Annotated in this window: 12 protein-coding genes; 6 read left to right on the top strand and 6 right to left on the bottom strand. The window is 44.2% G+C overall.

The window, feature by feature from the left end:
- The 4 genes from DBR43_RS33360 to DBR43_RS29560 all read left to right on the top strand — a co-directional run bounded on the left by DBR43_RS33360 (position 1) and on the right by DBR43_RS29560 (position 8,629).
- Positions 1–2,673 carry a MutS-related protein gene (locus DBR43_RS33360; protein ID WP_233603271.1) on the top strand — a complete coding sequence of 891 codons (2,673 nt, stop codon included), beginning with the start codon at positions 1–3 and terminating at the stop codon, positions 2,671–2,673.
- A gap of 1 nt (position 2,674) precedes the next feature.
- Positions 2,675–5,458 (top strand): M16 family metallopeptidase, encoded by a 2,784-nt coding sequence (locus DBR43_RS29570; RefSeq protein WP_124586913.1) that lies wholly within the window; start codon positions 2,675–2,677, stop codon positions 5,456–5,458.
- Positions 5,459–5,469: 11 nt separating this feature from the next.
- Positions 5,470–7,758: a Gldg family protein gene (locus DBR43_RS29565; protein ID WP_124586912.1), complete on the top strand. Its 2,289-nt coding sequence runs from the start codon at positions 5,470–5,472 to the stop codon at positions 7,756–7,758.
- Between the two features lie 73 nt (positions 7,759–7,831).
- The gene (locus DBR43_RS29560) at positions 7,832–8,629 is read left to right on the top strand and encodes a sterol desaturase family protein (protein ID WP_233603270.1); all 798 of its coding nucleotides are present in this window, start codon (positions 7,832–7,834) and stop codon (positions 8,627–8,629) included.
- A gap of 128 nt (positions 8,630–8,757) precedes the next feature.
- Here the strand turns inward: DBR43_RS29560 and DBR43_RS29555 are convergent, their stop codons facing one another.
- Both DBR43_RS29555 and DBR43_RS29550 read right to left on the bottom strand, forming a co-directional pair.
- Positions 8,758–9,348 carry a hypothetical protein gene (locus DBR43_RS29555; protein ID WP_124586911.1) on the bottom strand — a complete coding sequence of 197 codons (591 nt, stop codon included), beginning with the start codon at positions 9,346–9,348 and terminating at the stop codon, positions 8,758–8,760.
- Between the two features lie 213 nt (positions 9,349–9,561).
- Positions 9,562–10,242 carry an ankyrin repeat domain-containing protein gene (locus tag DBR43_RS29550; RefSeq protein ID WP_124586910.1) on the bottom strand — a complete coding sequence of 227 codons (681 nt, stop codon included), beginning with the start codon at positions 10,240–10,242 and terminating at the stop codon, positions 9,562–9,564.
- Positions 10,243–10,705: 463 nt separating this feature from the next.
- Here DBR43_RS29550 and DBR43_RS29545 point away from each other — a divergent pair, with 463 nt between their 5' ends.
- Both DBR43_RS29545 and DBR43_RS29540 read left to right on the top strand, forming a co-directional pair.
- A complete protein-coding gene (locus tag DBR43_RS29545) occupies positions 10,706–11,512 on the top strand; it encodes an AraC family transcriptional regulator (protein WP_124586909.1) in 807 nt (268 codons plus the stop codon).
- Between the two features lie 60 nt (positions 11,513–11,572).
- The gene (locus DBR43_RS29540; protein WP_124586908.1) at positions 11,573–13,186 is read left to right on the top strand and encodes a serine hydrolase domain-containing protein; all 1,614 of its coding nucleotides are present in this window, start codon (positions 11,573–11,575) and stop codon (positions 13,184–13,186) included.
- A 6-nt stretch (positions 13,187–13,192) separates the two neighbouring features.
- Here DBR43_RS29540 and DBR43_RS29535 read toward each other — a convergent pair whose 3' ends face one another.
- The 4 genes from DBR43_RS29535 to DBR43_RS29520 all read right to left on the bottom strand — a co-directional run bounded on the left by DBR43_RS29535 (position 13,193) and on the right by DBR43_RS29520 (position 18,551).
- A complete protein-coding gene (locus DBR43_RS29535) occupies positions 13,193–14,179 on the bottom strand; it encodes a 2-hydroxyacid dehydrogenase (RefSeq protein WP_124586907.1) in 987 nt (328 codons plus the stop codon).
- A 79-nt stretch (positions 14,180–14,258) separates the two neighbouring features.
- Complete coding sequence (locus tag DBR43_RS29530) at positions 14,259–15,566, bottom strand: paraquat-inducible protein A (protein WP_124586906.1); 1,308 nt, start codon at positions 15,564–15,566, stop codon at positions 14,259–14,261.
- Positions 15,553–16,842: a paraquat-inducible protein A gene (locus tag DBR43_RS29525; RefSeq protein ID WP_233603268.1), complete on the bottom strand. Its 1,290-nt coding sequence runs from the start codon at positions 16,840–16,842 to the stop codon at positions 15,553–15,555. Before DBR43_RS29525 ends, DBR43_RS29530 begins: the two co-directional genes overlap by 14 nt.
- A 191-nt stretch (positions 16,843–17,033) precedes the next feature.
- Positions 17,034–18,551: a TlpA family protein disulfide reductase gene (locus DBR43_RS29520; RefSeq protein ID WP_124586904.1), complete on the bottom strand. Its 1,518-nt coding sequence runs from the start codon at positions 18,549–18,551 to the stop codon at positions 17,034–17,036.
- Positions 18,552–18,715: the final 164 nt, after the last annotated feature.

Here is an 18,715-nt window from a genome sequence, read left to right as displayed (position 1 = left end):
ATGAGCTTTATAACCGATAAACAGACAATCGATGATTTGAATATCTTCTCCAGATCGGGGAGTGATTCCATCTACCATATTTTTAATAAAACCTATACTCAGGGAGGCGCTGCGCTGCTGGAAGAGCTGTTTCGCAATCCGCTTTCGGACGAGCAGCTGATCAACGACAGGGTAGCGATACTGCGGTATTTTCAGGAAAGCAAATCTGTTTTTCCTTTACAGGGAAACCGCTTTGAAGAAGCGGAAAGATACCTGGGCAATACCGATCCCCGCAGCAGGCTTTCCAATCAGGGTTTTAGCATGGCCGACTTTAAAGCGGCGGGCGAAAGTGTCATCGCATTGACGGAGATTTTACAGGGATTGAAAAGGTTTATGCTGGAGATTAAGTCAAAGGTAGCGGCAAATCCTTATGGTAAAGAAGTAGAAAAAATATTGGCGCTGGTCAATTCCAGGGAGCTGGAAATCATCTTTGCAGAGCATGGAAAAGGCAAGATCTCTTCTGGTAAAATTGTAGAGTATGACAATATTTTGCGCTTTCAGCAACGTCCCTTAATGGAGAAAATCCTGCAGCACATTTATCAGCTGGATGTCTACATTTCCATCGCCAGAGTGGCTGAAGAGCGTGGTTATCACTTTGCTACCGCATTAAAACGCGATGCCAACTGTTTGAAGCTGCAAGGGGTACGTCATCCATTGCTGAATAAACCGGTTACGAATTCTCTGGAGATGAACCCGGACAGCAATATTGTATTCCTTACCGGGGCCAATATGGCGGGTAAATCCACTTTTATGAAATCGCTGAGTATTGCCATGTACCTGGCGCACCTGGGTTTTCCTGTTGCGGCAAAACAAATGGAATTCTCTGTTTGTGATGGCATGTACACCACCATTAATCTGCCGGATAACCTCGCCATGGGGGCCAGTCATTTTTATGCGGAGGTCCTGAGGGTGAAAAAAGTGGCCGTTGAACTTGGCGCAGGAAAAAACCTGTTTGTGGTTTTTGATGAGCTGTTCCGCGGTACCAATGTGAAGGATGCTTATGAAGGCACGATTGCCATCATGGAAGCTTTTGCCAGCAAGCCACATTCGCTGTTTGTAATTTCCACACACATTATGGAAGCAGGAGCGGTGTTGCAAAAGAAATGCAATAACATGATTTTTCGCTACCTGCCTACCCGTATGGAAAATGGCAAACCGGTGTATACCTATACCTTAACGGAAGGGATTACCGACGACAGGCATGGGATGATCATCATCAACAATGAAGGGGTACTGGAGCTGATCAGCGACAAAAAAGAAGTAAAAAAAGCACAGACAAACCTAAGTGCAGATCGGCAAACCATAGAAGACCTGAATTTACAAGGCAAGTTTAAACAGCAATCCATTTACAGTCTGTTTAACCGTCTGCAAACCAGGGGTGGAGAGAAAGTACTGGAAAGTATGTTTGCAGCTCCCCTGAATCAGCCGGAGCTGATCAATAAGCGCAGTGCCTTATTTGCATTTTTTCAGCAGCACAGGGTGATTTTTCCCGTGATCCGTTCGCAGGTGGAATCGATGGAAGATTACCTGTCTGGCGGAGCAGGAGCATCCCTGCCAAGAGTGGCATGGGGAATATTCCTCAAAAAATTCCAGCAAACGCTTTTCCATAGTGCAGAATTATTGCAATTACAGGCCGGGCAATCGGTAACGGTTGAAGTGCTGCAGGCATTCCGGGTGTTCTTTTCAGAATTGAAAAGAAAAGCAGGGATTGGGGTTTATCAGGTTGAACTGGACATTGCAGAACAGGTCCTGCAGGATTCCAGGTTGCAAAGTATTTTGAATGCAGAAGAGGAACAACCTTCCTTAATGCAGCTGATCAGGAATGACTATGTGATTCGCCATGCGATGATGAACCAGATGGAAAACCTGTTGAAACTGATCTACGAACTCGATGTTTTTGTGGGCGTAGCAGCAGTTGCCGCAGAACAGGACTTTGTGTATGCAAGGGCATTGCCTGCCGAGCAGATGGTGTTAAATATAAAGGGTTTCCGCCATCCGGGATTGAGAAATGGGGTGGCCAACGACCTGCATTTAACCCGGGACCGGAACGTACTGTTCTTAACCGGAGCAAATATGGCCGGAAAATCCACCTTTATGAAGTCGATGGGCATTGCAGTTTACCTCGCCCATATGGGCTTCCCAATCGCGGCTAAAGAGATGGAGTTTTCGGTTAAAGATGGTTTGTTCTCCTCGATCAACGTTTCTGATAACCTGGATATGGGATACAGTCATTTTTATGCCGAGGTATTGCGGACTAAAACTGTGGCCAAAGCGATGAGTGAATCTCTGGACTTGTATGTCTTGTTTGATGAGTTGTTTAAGGGGACCAACGTAAAAGATGCTTACGATGCCACACTGGCCGTGACAAAAGCCTTTGCAGCAAACAGGAACAGTTTCTTTGTGGTCTCTACACATATTATTGAGGTGGGCGATGCTTTAGGCAAAGTCTGCCATAACCTGCAGTTCTCCTTCCTGCCAACGGTAATGAAAGATGGCGTACCAACTTATCCATATACACTGGCTTCCGGTATCACGAGCGACAGGCAGGGAATGATCATTATTGAAAATGAAAAGATCGTCGACATCATTAAAGCAAATGATCCGGTAAGTCATAAACCATTATTATCACTGTAATATGCTGATCAAATATAAATCTTTAAGTGTTCTTTTACTTGCAGCTTTGTGTATCCCTTTGGCCTGTAAAACCAGCCTGGATACGCAGCCACTGCAACTGGACCCGGAAGTAAGAACGGGTAAACTGCCCAACGGCTTTACCTATTATATCCGCAAAAATAAAACACCCCAAAAAAGGGTAATGATGTACCTGGCCAGTAAAGTAGGCTCTATTCTGGAAACCGATCAGCAAAGAGGGGTAGCCCATTTTATAGAACATATGAGCTTTAACGGAACCAAACATTTTCCCAAAAAGGCGCTGTCTGATTACCTGGAGAAATCAGGCGTACGTTTTGGGGCAGACATCAATGCCAATACCGGTCTGGACGAGACCGTTTATCAGCTTCCATTACCTTCGGACCATCCGGAGTTGCTGGCCAACGGTTTACAGATTATCCGCGACTGGGCACAGGATGCGAATATGGAAGCCGAAGATGTGGAGCGGGAGCGCCACGTGATCCTGGAAGAGAAACGTTTTCGCCAGGGGCTGGCACAGCGTTTCCAGGAAAAAAGTGTGCCTTTTTACACCAATAACTCCCGACACGGATCACGTTTTCCGATCGGAACAGAGGAGGTTTTACTGAAGGTGACTCCGGAAGAAATCCGTAGCTTTTACAAGGACTGGTACCGTCCGGATTTGCAGGCGATATTGGTGGTTGGTGATATTGATGTGGACCAGATGGAGAAAGACATCAAGGCAAAGTTTTCAGACCTGCGTAATCCTGAAAAGGAAAAAGAGCGACCGGTTTACCGGGCAACGTTGACTGGCAAGAACCAGTACCTGCAGTTTATCGATTCTGAATTAGGCGGGATTTCTTTGGAGATCATGAAGAAATCGCTGGCCGATACTATTGTTACTGCTGCAGATTACAGGGCTGGTTTGCTCAAAAAACTGCTGGCAGAATTGGTTGGTATCCGATTCAGAAGGCTGCCGATAGTCGGTTTTAATCAGCTGACCGGTGGATTGTCTGCTTTTTCCGTAGGCCTTACGACTAAACCCGCGGAAACAGAACAGGGATTAAAAAGTATCTGGCTGGAACTCCGCCGCATGGAGGAACAGGGTTTTACAAAATCAGAACTGGAAAGGGTAAAGAAAGCGCATCAGTATCAGATGGAGGAAGCTTTGAAAGAAAAAGATAAGACTTCCTCAGAAATATTGATCAGGCCCTATCTGCAGCATTTCTTAACCGGTAATGCTGCACCCGGCATCACTAAAGAAGCCGAATTGACTGCTGCATTGCTTCCTGATATTACCCTGGATGAAATCAATGCGCTGATGAAGGAGTACATGAAAGCAACAGACCGCGACATCATTGTGAAATCTTCTGAGTACAATAAAGCATTTCTTCCGGATGAAGCTACCGTATTGAAATGGATAGAAAGCGTGTATAGCCAAGGTCTGCCTCCTTTTGAAGAAGATAATCTCGACCTTCCATTGCTTAAAAATGAGCCTGTTCCCGGAAAAGTTACCAGGGTGGAAACAATCAAACAGATTGATGTTCAGAAAATTGTGTTGAGCAATGGCCTGACCGTATTATTGAAAAAAACAGATTTTCAGAACGACCAGATCCTGATTAAGGGGCTTGCAGAAGGCGGGACTTCTTTATGCAGCGATGCGGATTTCGAAAGCGCCCTTAATGCTGCCAATCTCGTGGCCGCAGCTGGTGCGGGCAATTATGATGCACTGCAGGTCAGTAAATTTATGACCGGAAGAAAGGTTCAGCTGAGTCCTTTTATCACGGATCAGTATCAGGGATTCAATGGCAGTACGACAAAAGAGGACCTTCCGGTTGCGCTGGAATTGCTGCATGCTTATTTCATGGAGCCACGTAAGGATGAAGAAGCCTTTCAGACACTTTTGGGGAGAAGTAAAGAGCAGTTGATGAATAAAGAAGATGGCCGTACTCAGGTATTTATGGATACGGTGAACCTAGTGCTGGGTAATTACCATGTACGCAGAAGGCCACAAAGCATCGGTCGCCTGGATGCCATTAAGCTGGACAGGGCGATTGAAATTTATAAAGCGCGCTTTGCCGATGCTTCGGCTTTCACTTTCTTATTTGTAGGGAATATGGAAGAGGGGAAGCTGAAATCGTTATTGGAAAAATACCTGGGCTCACTGCCTTCAACAGGAAAAAAAGAAACGATGAGAGATCTTGGGATTAATGTTCCTCCGGGCCGCATTTCAAAAACCGTATATAAAGGAACCGAGCAGAAGTCAAGTGTATTTCTGACTTATTCAGGTGCTTTCGATTACAATTTTGAAAATACCATTAAAATGAACGCGATTGCTGATGCGTTAAAGATCAGCCTTACCCAACGCCTTCGCGATCAGGAAGGAGGGACCTATACCCCAAACGTGCAGATGAACCTGTCTAAAGTTCCGAAAACGAGGTTTGCCATGGCTGTTTCCTTTGATTGTGCACCTAACAATGTGGAATCACTCATTGCTTCGGTACAGGATGAACTGAACAAAATGAAAACATCGGGGCCCTCTGCGGAAAACCTGCAGAAATTTAAGGCCGCACGTAAAGTGGGACTGGAAACAGGCGCAAAGAACAATGAATTCTGGTTGGATTACCTCGCTTCTCAGGTGATGAACAAAGAGCCTTTGACACAGTTTTTTGACTACGATGCTGCCCTGAATGGCATCACTGTAAAATCAGTGCAGCAAGCTGCGGCAACTTACATTCAGGATAAAAACTATGTGAAACTGGTACTGATGCCGGAAAAAACTAAACCTTGATTATAAAAAATATGAAGAAAATCATACAAATAGCCAGGCTGGAACTCAGCCTGCTATTTTATTCGCCGATTGCCTGGCTAATGTTGCTCATCCTGTTTGTACAAATGAGTATGGGGTTTACGCCCAAATTACCTGAATTGGCGCGTGGACAAGAAGTTAGCGGTCTGACCGATCGCTTGTATATGAGCTTAGACTATGGTGGTGTACTTAGTGCTATTCTGGATAAACTGTACCTGTATATCCCTTTAATCACCATGGGCATCATCAGCAGGGAAACGAGTAGCGGGAGTATCAAATTACTGTATTCTTCTCCGGTGAAACTAAGCCAGGTGATTTATGGGAAATTTGTGGCGATGCTGGTTTATAACCTGTTGATTGTCGGAGTGATCTCGCTTTTTGTAGCGGTTGGCGCCGTTTATATTCCGCATTTTGATTATCCACATGTTTTAGTGGCACTGCTGGCTATTTATTTGATGCTCAGTGCTTTTTCGGCTATCGGGATTTTTGTATCCAGTTTAACGACCTATCAGGCGGTTGCTGCAATCAGTACTTTTGTGGCGCTGGGTTTTATGAATTATATCGGTACTGTTGGACAGGGGGTTGATGTGCTGCGCGACCTGACCCATAGTTTGTCTATGCCAGACCGTACCGCGCGTATGATGGGAGGATTGCTGAACAGCCGTGACGTGATCTATTACCTTGTGATTTCCGGGATGTTTCTGGCTTTCACGATTGCCAAGCTGGAACTGGAAAGGATTTCCGGAACCCTGATGCAGCAGGTGATGCGATACGGACTGATTGTGGCGATTGGTTTAACGGTTACCTATGTCAGTTCCCGTCAGCAGATGATTGGTTATTACGATGCTACCGCTACGAAGCAGAATACGATCAGTAAATATACCCAGGAAATCCTCAAAAAGATGGGAAATGATCCTGTGGAAATGACCGAATACATCAACGGTATGGAAGATTCTTACAGTAAGGCCACACCGAAACAGCGGATTGAGGACATTGCCCGTTGGGAGCCTTATCTGCGTTTTAAACCAGATATTAAATTAAAATGGGTATACTATTACGATAGCATCCCGGGCATCACCGAACAATTGAAAAAGCAGAAAGTTACTTTTAATTATTACGTGATGTTTATGTCGAATCTGATGAAACTCGACCTCCGTAAGTTTTTAACGCCTGCAGAGATCAAACAACAGATCAACCTGGAAGGGGAAAATGCACGCGTGGTGATGCAGTTGAAATATAAAGGTAAAACTACTTTTCTAAGGACCTTTTCTCCGGATAATTATTTCTGGCCTAAAGAAGCGGAGACCGGAGCCGCGTTAAAACGATTGATAGTAAACGCGCCTAAAGTGGTTTTTGCAACCGATGGTTACCAGCGTGGAATGGACAAAATAGGCGATAGGGATTATAAAACCTTAACGAATACCAAGCTGAGCAGAGGATCTATGATCAATCAGGGATTTGATGTAGACAGCGTTTCTCTGGAAAAAGGCGAGATCCCTTCGGGAATTGCTGCATTGGTGATTGCTGACCCTAAAGTGGCATTTAGTCCGGTTGCCCTCGCCAAGCTTGGGAAATATATTGATCAGGGTGGAAACCTGATGATTGCCGGGGAAACGGGGAAGCAGAGTGTTGTAAATCCCTTGCTGGATTCCCTTGGGGTGAAAATGCTCGGCGGAACCTTGGTTCAGGAGAGTAAAGATTATTCAATTGATCTGGTGGTTCCAAATTTAGCGGCAGGAGCAGTGGCGATGACTCCGGAATTACAACCCTACTATTTAAGGAAATGGGTTGTTTCCATGCCCGGAGCAGCTGCATTAAGCTACGATCCCAATGGTCCTTTTATGGTGCACCCTTTGTTAACGACAAATGCGGAGAGCAGCTGGTTGAAAAACGGAAAACTGGTGCTTGATTCTGCTGCAGCGACATTTGATGCCCAGGCAGGTGATCAGAGGGGAAGTTATCCGACTGCATTGATGTTGTCCAGAAACCGGAACAACAAAGAACAGCGGATCATGGTGTCTGGTGATGCCGACTTTTTGAGCAATGCGGAGTTGTCGCGCATGAACATGCAGACGATTAACGGAGGTTTTGCTTTAGGGGTGTTCAAATGGTTTGCCTATGGGGAATTTCCGATAGACACCAGCAGGCCGGAGACGAAGGACAATGTAGCCACGCTGACCAAGACCAGTGTAAAAACATTACAGGTATTTTATTATGGGATCATTCCGGGAGCCATCTTCCTGTTGGGGCTGGTGATCCTGATCCGCAGAAAGCGTAAATAATACAGGACCTATAAATCATGCAGAACACCTAAATAATACAGCAAACCTAAATCACTCAGAAAAATAAGTAATTATGAATCAAACTTTTGAGAATATCATTTTGGCATTTCTCCTCACGATAGGTCGTTATTTTTTAATTGCAGGTATCTTTTTTTTAGTTTTTTACCTGCTTTTCCCCAAGAGCCTGCTGCGAAATAAAATTCAAGGCAGGCTGGCGGGAACGGCCGATTTCCTGCGGGAAATCCTGCATTCCTCTGTTTCCAGTATGGTATTGGCAGTGATGGCACTACTGGCTTTATCTGAAGGAATAAGGGGATATACCTTTATTTATACGGATTTACATGCTTATCCGATATGGTGGGTTCCGGTGAGCCTTGTGCTTACGCTGGTGGTACACGACACCTATTTTTACTGGATGCACCGGATTCTGCACCATAAAAAACTGTTTAAGCTGACCCATCTGGTACACCATCAATCGACCAATCCTTCCCCCTGGACCTCTTATTCTTTTCATTTCCTGGAAGCGATAGCAGAAGGAGCAGTGATGATCGTATTGGTGTTTGCCATGCCTTTGCATCCTTTAACGCTGATGCTGTTTGCACTTTCTTCCTTTGTAATCAATGTTTACGGGCATTTGGGCTATGAGATTATGCCTAAAGGGTTCAGGAATACCTTTCTGTTCGAAATCATCAATACTTCTACTTTCCATAACCTGCACCATCAGAAGTTTAGAGGAAATTATGGATTGTATTTAAGGGTATGGGACAGGTTGATGAAAACAGAGCATCCTGATTATGTGAAGGATTACGACCGCATGCAAGAGAAACGGTTTGGAAATTTACCAGGCGATACCCTGGTTAAAGCAAAATAAAGCATTAAATGGCTTCATTAGTTACAGTAGCATAAAACACAGCTGAGGTAGTAAAATCAAAGCCGCATTTAGATCTGAATGCGGCTTTGATTTTTGATGAGGTTTGGGCAATGACGGCCGGTTGTGCTTTACCTGCCGAAAACACGGGGAAAGCGACGGCGGTTTTCGTCGATAAAAACGGCTAGCTGATAATTCTCTTCCGAATCTATCGCCAGATTCTCGATCTCCTCAATACCGCAGGTATAAGGTTTTTTACCGACTTTACGATTGCCTCCGGCGAGGAAAGTCTTGCGGTTAAACACATGCAGGATGCCATCTTCGACAAAGGTGTTAGGACGGTCTTCGCGAATGAAGTCCGTGTCGCTGTCATAATATCTGCGGTTCAAGGTCCTGATGCTGAAAACCGAATCGTAGCGCTGGCCTTCCTCCGGATTAACCACATGCTTGTCGTAGGTTTCGATCATGTAATCGATCGTCTGCTGTTTCAGGAAAGGGAAAATAGGTCCAAGCTGCAGGAAATGTTCTCCCTCTACATGTTTGAGCAGAGCTTCGGTCGTCCGGTCGGAGGTCAGTTCCAGTTCGATCTCCTGAGGTTCTGCCTGGTAGACGTTTATCACTTTTACTTTTCCGGAGCGGGAGTAGTCGCTTTTAATTCTGGCTGAATCGGTATTGACAATGATCTTACTAACCTGTGGGATAGCCTCAAGCTTATCAATCATGACGCTGTACAGCGAGCTGTGGGAGATGCGTTGGAAATGTCTGTCGGGAAAAAAGTATCCGGCCTCTTCCGGAATTGAAATGAGTGCCGTCAATGAAAAGTTATCCATCGTTTGAGAGTTGGTTGGTTTATAAGACTAATGTACGAATCGCAGGGCGCTGTTGCTTACCCAGATCGAAAAAAAGACCATTTTTACAACCGTTGAAGATGGCAGCTATGTTCCTAAAAGTTCCTTTAGGGCTACATCTTCGTCGCTTAATAAATCGCATACGCTATGTCCGTCAATATTAGGGATACTTTTATTTGCGCCAGACTGAAGCAATAGTTTTACGCATTCCAGGCAATCATCCATGCGCTGGTAACCACCATTTTTGAGGCCATGAATTGCCCAGAAGAGTGGACTCGCTTTGAAATCTAGACATCTTTGGTCAATTGCTGCGTCTCTTTTCAGAAGTTGTTCAACGACTTTGCTTCTTCCGCACCAGCAGGCCCAATGCAAGGCGGTGCCTCCATGACAACCAACATGATGGATATCGGCGCCCTCATTCATATAAAAGATTGCAAGCTCATCCGCATGCAGGCTCGATGCGGCCGTGAGCGGAGAGTCTTCTTTTTCTTTTAATTCTCCACCATTGATATTGGCTCCGTATTTAAGAAAGATCTTTGCCATTGCAATTGCAGCTTCCTCAGTATAGATTCCGGAAAATACGCCGTCACAAATCCGGTGCAATGGATGCGCTTTGGTGGTATTTTGGTCGTCATATCGAATTCCCTGGTTGGCGAGCTCTGGTTGGTCGGAAAGTCTGGCTTCAATCTCTTTGAAGGCTGTAGTGTCAATCAGTTTTTTCATTTCTTGTTCTTCAGTTTGCATATTGTCTGGTATTGTCCTATACATTCTTGTTAATTAAAATGGTGTGGACCAGGTCGTTTTTATGGGCAACTTTGTTTTGCCGGCCACACATGGCTGTTGTTCTTATTATGGTTTAAATATGCAAATTTATAGTTCAACTGTTTGTAATTAAGTTTTTTAAACGATTCTCTTCTGCTTCTGGTGTTTGCTAAATCCGGCGATCCTGCCCGGATTAATACGCGGGTCTTTAAATTCGGGTCACAGAAATACTAAGTTTCTTTTGTTGTCCCATTTCCTTCTGAAATTAAATTCCAGTCAGCGAAATGTGTTGCGATGGTTTGTTTGATCAATTTCCTTCTGAATTTATCTAGTCAGCGAAATGTGTTACAATGTTCTGTTCTACTAATTTCCTTCTGAAATTATCTAGCCAGCGAAATGGGCTGTTCGACTAATTTTCTTCTCAAATTAAGCTGTAACAAATCTTAGGGCCAGGCTTCTAAATCAGGCTATGGAAAAATTGAGTTCGGGTGAGTTCTTTGGTGTTACCAGTCAGAAGCTGGAAACAGGTGGGCTAATTCTGACCAATACGGCCTACACCCATGATTACGTAGACTGGCACCACCATGAGAATGTCTATTTCACCTTTCTTTTAACAGGAAAAGTGATTGAGGGCAATAAAAAAGGTAAAGTAAACCTCTCGGCGGGAGGCCTGTTGTTCCATAATGTCCAGGAATCGCATTACAACATCAAACCTCCGGGAGAAACCCGCGGGATGCACCTTGAGCTCCGGCAAAGCTGGATCAGGGAAATGTATCCTAATGTGGAGATGCGAGAGGGAAGCTTTGAAATATCTTGTCCCAGAACAAAAATCCTGTTTTATAAGCTATTGAGAGAAAGTCAGATGGCGGATGACCTGAGCGCACTTGGAATTCAAAACCTTGTGATGGAGGCCATCAATCCCCTTTTTTCTGTCGCCAGGGAATCCAAATTCAGGCCTTCATGGGTGGATAAAGCAGGTGCGTTGTTGCGGGACAATTATCTTTGTCCGCCGGACCTTAAGACGATCGCTGCCGTAGCAGGTGTACATCCGGTTCATTTATCAAGGTCTTTCACAAAATACTTCGGTTGTACTATCGCAGAGTATATGCGCCTGTTAAAGGTAGAGCGGGCATTTACCCAGCTTTCCCTTAAGGGAAGCTCATTGAGTACCATTGCCCATAGCTGCGGTTTTGCTGATCAGAGCCATATGATCCGGTGTTTCAAAGCGTTTAGCGGAGATACGCCATTATTTTTCAGGCGGCTCATTAAATTTTAGCCAGATGTTAATCTCGTTCTATATTGGGCAGTCGCACTGCCTTATTTTTGTACAAAAAAAATGATGATACCGAAATTTTACGCCATAATCCTTCTTTTTACACTCCCGCTTTTTGCCTTGCAGTCTTATGCACAAAAAATGGCTTTTTTTGATTTCAGGCCTGCAAGAGAGGGGCTCCAGACTGCTCCGGCGATTTCTTCCTATAATATAGGTTCGGACAAAGATCTCTATTTGCTGTTATCGCCGGATGCTTCCCTGCAGGCGGAACTTGCCAAACTCGCTCCTTCCGTAAAAACGGAAGATCTTTTGGCTATTGGTAATTACAGCTTCGATTTTTATATCGATGGTAAAAAGGTGTATACTGAAAATCTCGGGCCGGGAGCCATTCTGCCACAAGATAAGACTACTAATCGTCCTCTGGATGTCGTGCTGATCAGCTCAAGCCGGTCGGGCTTATGGAGCATCAACCTTTGGGACCGCTTTATGGCAAAAGCAGGGATGTCGCTTTTAAGTACAGCGCCAAAGCTGCTGGAAATCCGGATCAGCGTTTATGCGGAACAAAACGGCCTGAAATACAGTCCGGTGCAGGCAGCGGCACAAATCCAGGTGACAAGGATTCCCAAAATCATCGATCCATTGACAATGGGACCACAGCCCATCGCTGCAGGAAGTGGTTTTAAGATTTCCAAAGCGAAACTGAACAGGGAGTTGATTGTTGCGCTCAATACCAGGGTGGCCGATCAGACTTATCGTATGATCAACGGGATTGTGGTCATGAAGAAAGGGGAGTTGCTTCTGGAGCAGTACTACAATGGAGAAAAAAGAGAAACCCTGCACGATCCGAGGTCGGTGAGCAAATCCATAACCGCAACACTTACAGGAATGGCCATCAGGGAAGGTTTTGTCCGTTCTGAAAATCAGAAACTAGAAGAGTTCTACAGGCTTCAGGACTATGCCAATTACAGTGGCAAAAAGGATAGCGTAAGTATTGCAGACCTGCTGAGCATGAGCGCGGCATTTGAAGGGAATGATGAGGTAGAAAGTTCTGCAGGAAATGAAGAAAATATGTATCCAACAGCCGATTACACCAAATTTACATTGGACCTTCCGATGGCTGCTGATCGGGAAAATGGTAAAAGCTGGTCCTATTTTACCGCGGGTACCAATTTGGTGATGGACATTCTCGACAAAAATATCCCGGGTGGCGTAGAGGCATTTGCTAAAAGCAGGTTGTTTGCTCCTTTAGATATAGACAAATTTGAATGGGCAAGAACGCCACAGGGCAAACCTTTTGGTGGTGGCGGACTCAGGTTACGTGCACTTGATTTTGCGAAATATGGTCAGTTGTATTCAAATGGAGGCCTATACCATGGCAAACGGCTGCTCGAAAAATCCTGGGTAGAGAAAAGTCTTTCACCATTACAGGTCCTTCCAGCTGATAGACCGGGGTTTTACGGATTTCTTTTTTGGAATAGGGCTTTTGTGGTAGCTGGCAAATCTTACCAGGTATATTATAGCAGTGGAAACGGTGGAAACAAGATCTATATGTTCAAAGACCTGCCCCTTGTGATTGTGATCACAGCTTCCGCCTACGGTAAAGCATTTGCGCACATTCAGGCTGATGAAATCGTCGAAAAATATCTGTTGCCGGCGATCTTGTGGGAAAGAAAATAATCAGTATTAAGCTTTTACTTCATTAATCAGCGTTAATCCGGATTCAAATGCATCTGCATTGGCAAAAGTGATTTCTGCAATTTGCTGCATCGCCTCCCTCGTGAAAAAGCCCTGATGGGAGGTGATCAGTACATTCGGAAAGGAAATCAGTCTTGAGATCAAATCGTCCTGTATGATGTCTCCTGAAAGATCATGGAAGAAGAGTTTTGATTCCTGTTCATATACATCGAGTCCAAGATAACCAAGCTGAGCTGATTTTAAGGCTTCGATTACGTCTTGTGTATGAATGAGTCCGCCGCGACTGGTATTGATCAGCATTGCGCCCTTCTTAAATAGTTTGAGTGTCTCCGCATTGATCATGTGATGCGTCTCTTCAGACAGCGGACAATGTAAGGAAACTATTTCTGCATCTTTAAGTGCTTCTTCCATAGTGCCATAAACGAGTCCTTCCTCAACAAGAACAGGATCTGGCCATGGATCATAGGCAACAACAGTGCAGCCGAATCCTTTCAGTATTTTATAAAAGGCCTTTCCGATATTTCCGGTTCCGATCAGCGCTACTTTGCAGTTGTGGAGGTTAAATCCGATCAATCCTTCCAGGGAGAAATTTCCTTCCCTGATCCGGTTATATGCCTTATGTGTTTTGCGGTTAAGCGTGAGGATCATTGCCATGGAATGCTCAGCTACGGCCTCTGGCGAATATGCAGGAACCCTGAGGACCTTAATGCCCAACTCAGCAGCAGCTACAATATCAACGTTGTTAAATCCTGCACATCTCAACAGGATCAGCCCGACTCCGTTCGCTTTTAATGCCTGCAGGATTTCCCGGTCTGCACTGTCATTTACAAACAGACACAGGGCATGGAAACCTTGAGTCAGGGCTACATTTTGCAGACTGAGCGGGGATTCAAAAAAGGTCAGCTCATGGGCTGTATTGTACTCCAGAAGGAAATCACGATCATATTTACAGGTACTGAATACAGCAATTTTCATAAGCGGGCTTTTGTGCAAGATACTTTATTTTACAAAACAAGGGGACAATTTTACCTCGCTCATTGTTGTTTTTTTAAGCTTATTGCTGTTTTTTTAAGGGATTTATACGCTTTAAGATCAGTGATAATACCCATGCATAGACCACATATGCCACAAAAATATAATAGCCTGGCTGCAGGGAGGTATTGTTTTGTGTTACGGTAGAAAGCAATTCCTCCTTTATATTGAGGCCAGAAAGCTGACTTTGCAAGATTCCGTTCAGGCCAATATAGGTCATTGCAATGCCCACAACCATGACATCGGCCATATCCCATTTCCCTAAATCCAATGCTAAAAACCTGATCAGCTTATTTTCTGCGTATTTTTCCCTGCCCCAGATCAGGATACCTTTGCCAATCATCCGAAGCACAGGCAGGATGATCACGAAGAGCAGGATGAGGATCCCAACGAGTACCGCGTCTGGTTTAGGCTGTCCCACCAATGACGCAACAATGCCTGCTATGCTCTTACTTTGAAAAAATAAGACCTGGTTGCTAAAAGCCAGCTTTTCGCTCAGCAAGGTCAGGTTCAACGACTGGATGCGTGCATCAACTTCTATGATCGTAGCGGTGACACCGACAAACAGGAGGACCAGGGCAAACGAGATAGAAAGGATGTACAATGTGGTATGAAGGCGCACCTGTTTTCTAAGAAAAAACCAGAGGCAGAGGGCAAGCAGCACACAGGCAATCATAGCATAGGTGTAATTGTGCAGGAGGGTATGGATCCTGCTGAGCCTGGAATTGATGGTTTTCTCGAAAGCCTCCTTATCGGAGACCTGGTATTTTTTATAAATGTGCCTGGTTACGGTAACACTGGCAGGTTCGGTATTGTCAAAGGTTTGCTTTTCCAGCTGGTTAACTTTACTGGTGATGATGTTTTTGATCCGTTTTTTGCTTGCCGGTTTATTAATCCTGTTTACGATGGTTGCAGCAAAACCGGGAACCTCCGCGTGGATTTCATCCTGGTCGACCATTGCGTTAAAGGCCAGTTTTTTAAGCTTGCCGCCAATGCTTTTCTGGGGTTTGTTGAACTCCCGGACCGCCTTGTCTACAAGACCATTCAATTGTTTTTCTACTTTTTTCTGGAGGTCCTTTTTCTGCATGGAGGTCATGCTGAACTCATTGACCTTTCCCTCCACCACAGCGGCCATTTTTTCCCGCCACTGGTCTACAGACAAGATGCCAAAGGTGATGTTGTTGGCGACACTATAATCTGCTTTGATCTCTTCCTGCTGAGCGGAAAGGGTAGATACACGATATCCAAACCAGGCCTCTCCGCAAAGCAGCAGACTCAGGCCAACCAGGAGTAAAATGTTGGGAAGGACTGTTTTCTTAGTGGCTTTCATGAGGAGAAATGAATTTTAGAATGGTGGATAAAATAAGACCGTATAATACAAAGCTGATGAATATGATAAAGCCTGGCTGGAGGGCGGTATTGTTGGTGGTCATGACATTCAGGTCGTCACTTTTTATATTCAGGCTCCTCAACTGACCATCTAACAGTCCGTTTAAGCCGATATAGACCATCAATATGGCGATAACAATAACATCAGCCATGCTCCACTTACCCGATTGAAAGGCAAAATAGCGGATCACCCTGTTCCTGGCAATTTTCTTTTTACTCAGGAGGTGGATGCCGGTTGCGCTGAGCTTCATGACAGGGAAGAGGATACTGAAAATCAGGATCAAAACCCCTACAAGCACTGCATCCATCGCCGGCTGGGTAATCAGTACCCTGACCACATCCAGAATGCTCTTGCTCTGAAAGAACAATACCTGGTTCTCAAAAACCACATGCTCGCCCAGCAGTACAAAATCGAGTGCTTTGATGCGTGCATCGACTTCGATCATGGAGGCCGTTAAGCCTATAAAAAGCAGGATAAATGCGAACATCAATGACATGATGAAAAGAGGGGCATGCAGGTCAACCCGTTTCCTTAATATCCACCACAGGGATAAAACGATGGCGATACAACCCAACATCGCGAAGGAGTAATTGTAAGTCAATGTCCTGATGCGCGATAAAGAGGAGTTGAGTTTGGTATTTAATTCTTCATTGGAGGAGGCGTTATATTTTTTATATACTTTTTCAGTGGCCGCTTTTGTGGCCGCTACGGTACTGTCCAGGTATTCTGCACGTTCCAGTGCATCAAACTTGGACATCACCACTTTGCTGAGCTGCTTTTTATTGGCAGGATTGTAAACTTTGGCGATGATTTTTTTTGCGAAACCGGGTGCCTGTTTTCGGAAATCGTCCGTATTTACAAAAGTCTTCACCAGGAATTTCCTGATTTTTCCGTCGATGGTCTTTTTAGGCTTGTTGATCTTTGCTTCCGCCTTGTCGATCAGCGCGATGATGACTTGCTCTACTTCCTTCTGAAGATCTTTCTTTTGTTTTGCGCTGAGTGTGAAATCACGGATCTGGCGACTGACGATCGCGGAGACTTTGTCTCTCCATTGCTCTACAGAGAACAGCCCTGAGCTGATGTTGTTGACATTGGAGTAATCCTCTTTGATCTCTTCCTGCTGGTCTGAAAGCTGGTGCAGCTGGTAACCAAAGTACCCTTCAGCAGCCAATAAAACCGCAAGGCCCAAAATCAGCAGCAGTTTTGCAAGGAACATTTTTTTTCCGGAAGTAGTTGTGTCGTGCATCGGCTTCTAAAAGGGCTGTGAATCGCTAATGGTTAATTTAGTTTGTTCAACAAAGCCGAATTGGTAATTGTTTTAAATGCACGTTAAAGAAATTAATAAAAGTAAAGGGGGCTTATTGCTTTACCACCCGGAACTTTTATTAAAATCTGACTTAGGGTGTTTTACAACAGGGCGTTAATCATCGCTTTCAGTTGTTCATTTCCTGGAAAGGGGCTGATTTTTTTTATGAGCGTACCTTGTTTATTGTACAAGAGATAGGAAGGAATGTATTCGAATTCAAAATGTTCCATGATATAATCCCACTGCGTGGCTGTCAGGTAATAATGTTCATCGCCTATTCCTTTAATTTTTTCTTCCCATAGCTTTCGGGGAGAAGAGCCATTTGTCAGGTACACGAATGCAACATCCTTATCCCGGAAATCATTTTTTGCAGTTCTGAATTGCTGCATTGCATTCAGACAAGGTGTACACCAGGTTGCCCAAAGGTCAATCAAAACAGCCTTCCCTTTATGTTTAGATACAATTGTTTCGATAACTTTATTGTCCGGAACCGACGAGACATCATTGACAACGGCTGGTGATTTGAATTTGTCCAATTCAACTACTTCCTGGTTTTTTCGGAATAGTATTTTTGCAATTTCTCCCTTTTTCCAATAGTTTAAGATGTTTTCTTTTTGTTTTTCGCTTAGCGGTCTTACTTCTTCATTTAGCTGTCTGCCATAGGCATTGGCCGCTAAAATATCATAATATGCACCATTGTTGAACCCAACCAAATCCGCTAAAATAACTTTCACCTTTGCCAACCAGGAGGGAATGTCGCTTTCTCCGATCACAGGAAGCCCTAAGATTTCGTTTTGAAGAATTATTTTTTGAACTTCCAGGAAGGTAAAACAATTCAGATATTGTGGATCATTGAGCTGGAAATCACTCAAAAAACGATAATATGACCTGTCAATTTTTTGGATTTCAGGTTTTTTACTTTGATCCGCATTTGTGTTGCTATAATTAAGCTTCATCTGTCCTTCGTAATCAAAGACATGTGCTTTATAGAGGAATAAGCGAAAATCTTTAGATAGCAAATCTTTTAGATCTTTTGATATCAAGGTATCATTATCTAAAATCGCCAATCTTTCTGATAAAATGGTCTTGACATAATTCAGAAAATACGCCGTGCTTTTTTCATGCAGAAGTTCCGGTGTCCTGCCTGATCTGTAGTCAATCATTTTACCCATGAGCCGAAAGCCCCTGATCATGTCATTTTTATTCATATCCGGCTTAACATCAATATTTTCGATCTCAAAGCCGGAATTGTAAGTAATATTAATGTTGGTGACGCCTCCATTTGTGAGTTTAACAACAAGGGATTGCTCCGGATTTAAACTTGGGTACAAGCCAATCAGAGAAATATCTGTTTCCACATCCACATCAATAGAGAACTTCCCTGATTGATCGACAAGCGCTTTATATTTAGCATATTCCCCCGAAATCGGATGTGGAACAGTAATGTTTATAAACGCGTTATCGTGATTGCTGCCATTCGGACTTGTGATCCTTCCTGTTATTTTAGCCGTACCTGCTTTTATAACGGGTGTCTCTGCCATAGCAGCAGCGGGTTTGGAGGAGAACAGGAACAAAAGGCTGAAGAGGTAAAAAAGATTTAGTTTTATTATTTTAGTCATCGATGTCTTGATTGGATTTCAGCAGACCTCTTTCAAAGGTCTGCCGGAATTAACTGAATAGTTAGATAAGAGTTGAACAATACAATTCAGAGGCCATGTGTGTATCACATTTTCCAGTGTATGTTGTACCGTTATAGGAAAAAGTACAAGGGTCATACCTTTTC

Origin of the sequence: Pedobacter sp. KBW06, from assembly GCF_003852525.1 — a bacterium.
Lineage (GTDB): Bacteria > Bacteroidota > Bacteroidia > Sphingobacteriales > Sphingobacteriaceae > Pedobacter.
The sequence above is the reverse complement of the archived record's forward strand: the minus strand, read 5'-3'. Positions and strand labels throughout refer to the sequence as shown.

What these genes read in the sequence shown, in the direction of transcription:
- DBR43_RS29535 (WP_124586907.1), bottom strand. Translation starts at nt 14,179, where the DNA reads ATGAAAATTGCTGTATTCAGTACCTGTAAATATGATCGTGATTTCCTT.
- DBR43_RS29545 (WP_124586909.1), top strand. Translation starts at nt 10,706, where the DNA reads ATGGAAAAATTGAGTTCGGGTGAGTTCTTTGGTGTTACCAGTCAGAAG.
- DBR43_RS29565 (WP_124586912.1), top strand. Translation starts at nt 5,470, where the DNA reads ATGAAGAAAATCATACAAATAGCCAGGCTGGAACTCAGCCTGCTATTT.
- DBR43_RS29560 (WP_233603270.1), top strand. Translation starts at nt 7,832, where the DNA reads ATGAATCAAACTTTTGAGAATATCATTTTGGCATTTCTCCTCACGATA.
- DBR43_RS29555 (WP_124586911.1), bottom strand. Translation starts at nt 9,348, where the DNA reads ATGATTGATAAGCTTGAGGCTATCCCACAGGTTAGTAAGATCATTGTC.
- DBR43_RS29540 (WP_124586908.1), top strand. Translation starts at nt 11,573, where the DNA reads ATGATGATACCGAAATTTTACGCCATAATCCTTCTTTTTACACTCCCG.
- DBR43_RS33360 (WP_233603271.1), top strand. Translation starts at nt 1, where the DNA reads ATGAGCTTTATAACCGATAAACAGACAATCGATGATTTGAATATCTTC.
- DBR43_RS29570 (WP_124586913.1), top strand. Translation starts at nt 2,675, where the DNA reads ATGCTGATCAAATATAAATCTTTAAGTGTTCTTTTACTTGCAGCTTTG.
- DBR43_RS29525 (WP_233603268.1), bottom strand. Translation starts at nt 16,842, where the DNA reads ATGTTCCTTGCAAAACTGCTGCTGATTTTGGGCCTTGCGGTTTTATTG.
- DBR43_RS29530 (WP_124586906.1), bottom strand. Translation starts at nt 15,566, where the DNA reads ATGAAAGCCACTAAGAAAACAGTCCTTCCCAACATTTTACTCCTGGTT.
- DBR43_RS29550 (WP_124586910.1), bottom strand. Translation starts at nt 10,242, where the DNA reads ATGTATAGGACAATACCAGACAATATGCAAACTGAAGAACAAGAAATG.
- DBR43_RS29520 (WP_124586904.1), bottom strand. Translation starts at nt 18,551, where the DNA reads ATGACTAAAATAATAAAACTAAATCTTTTTTACCTCTTCAGCCTTTTG.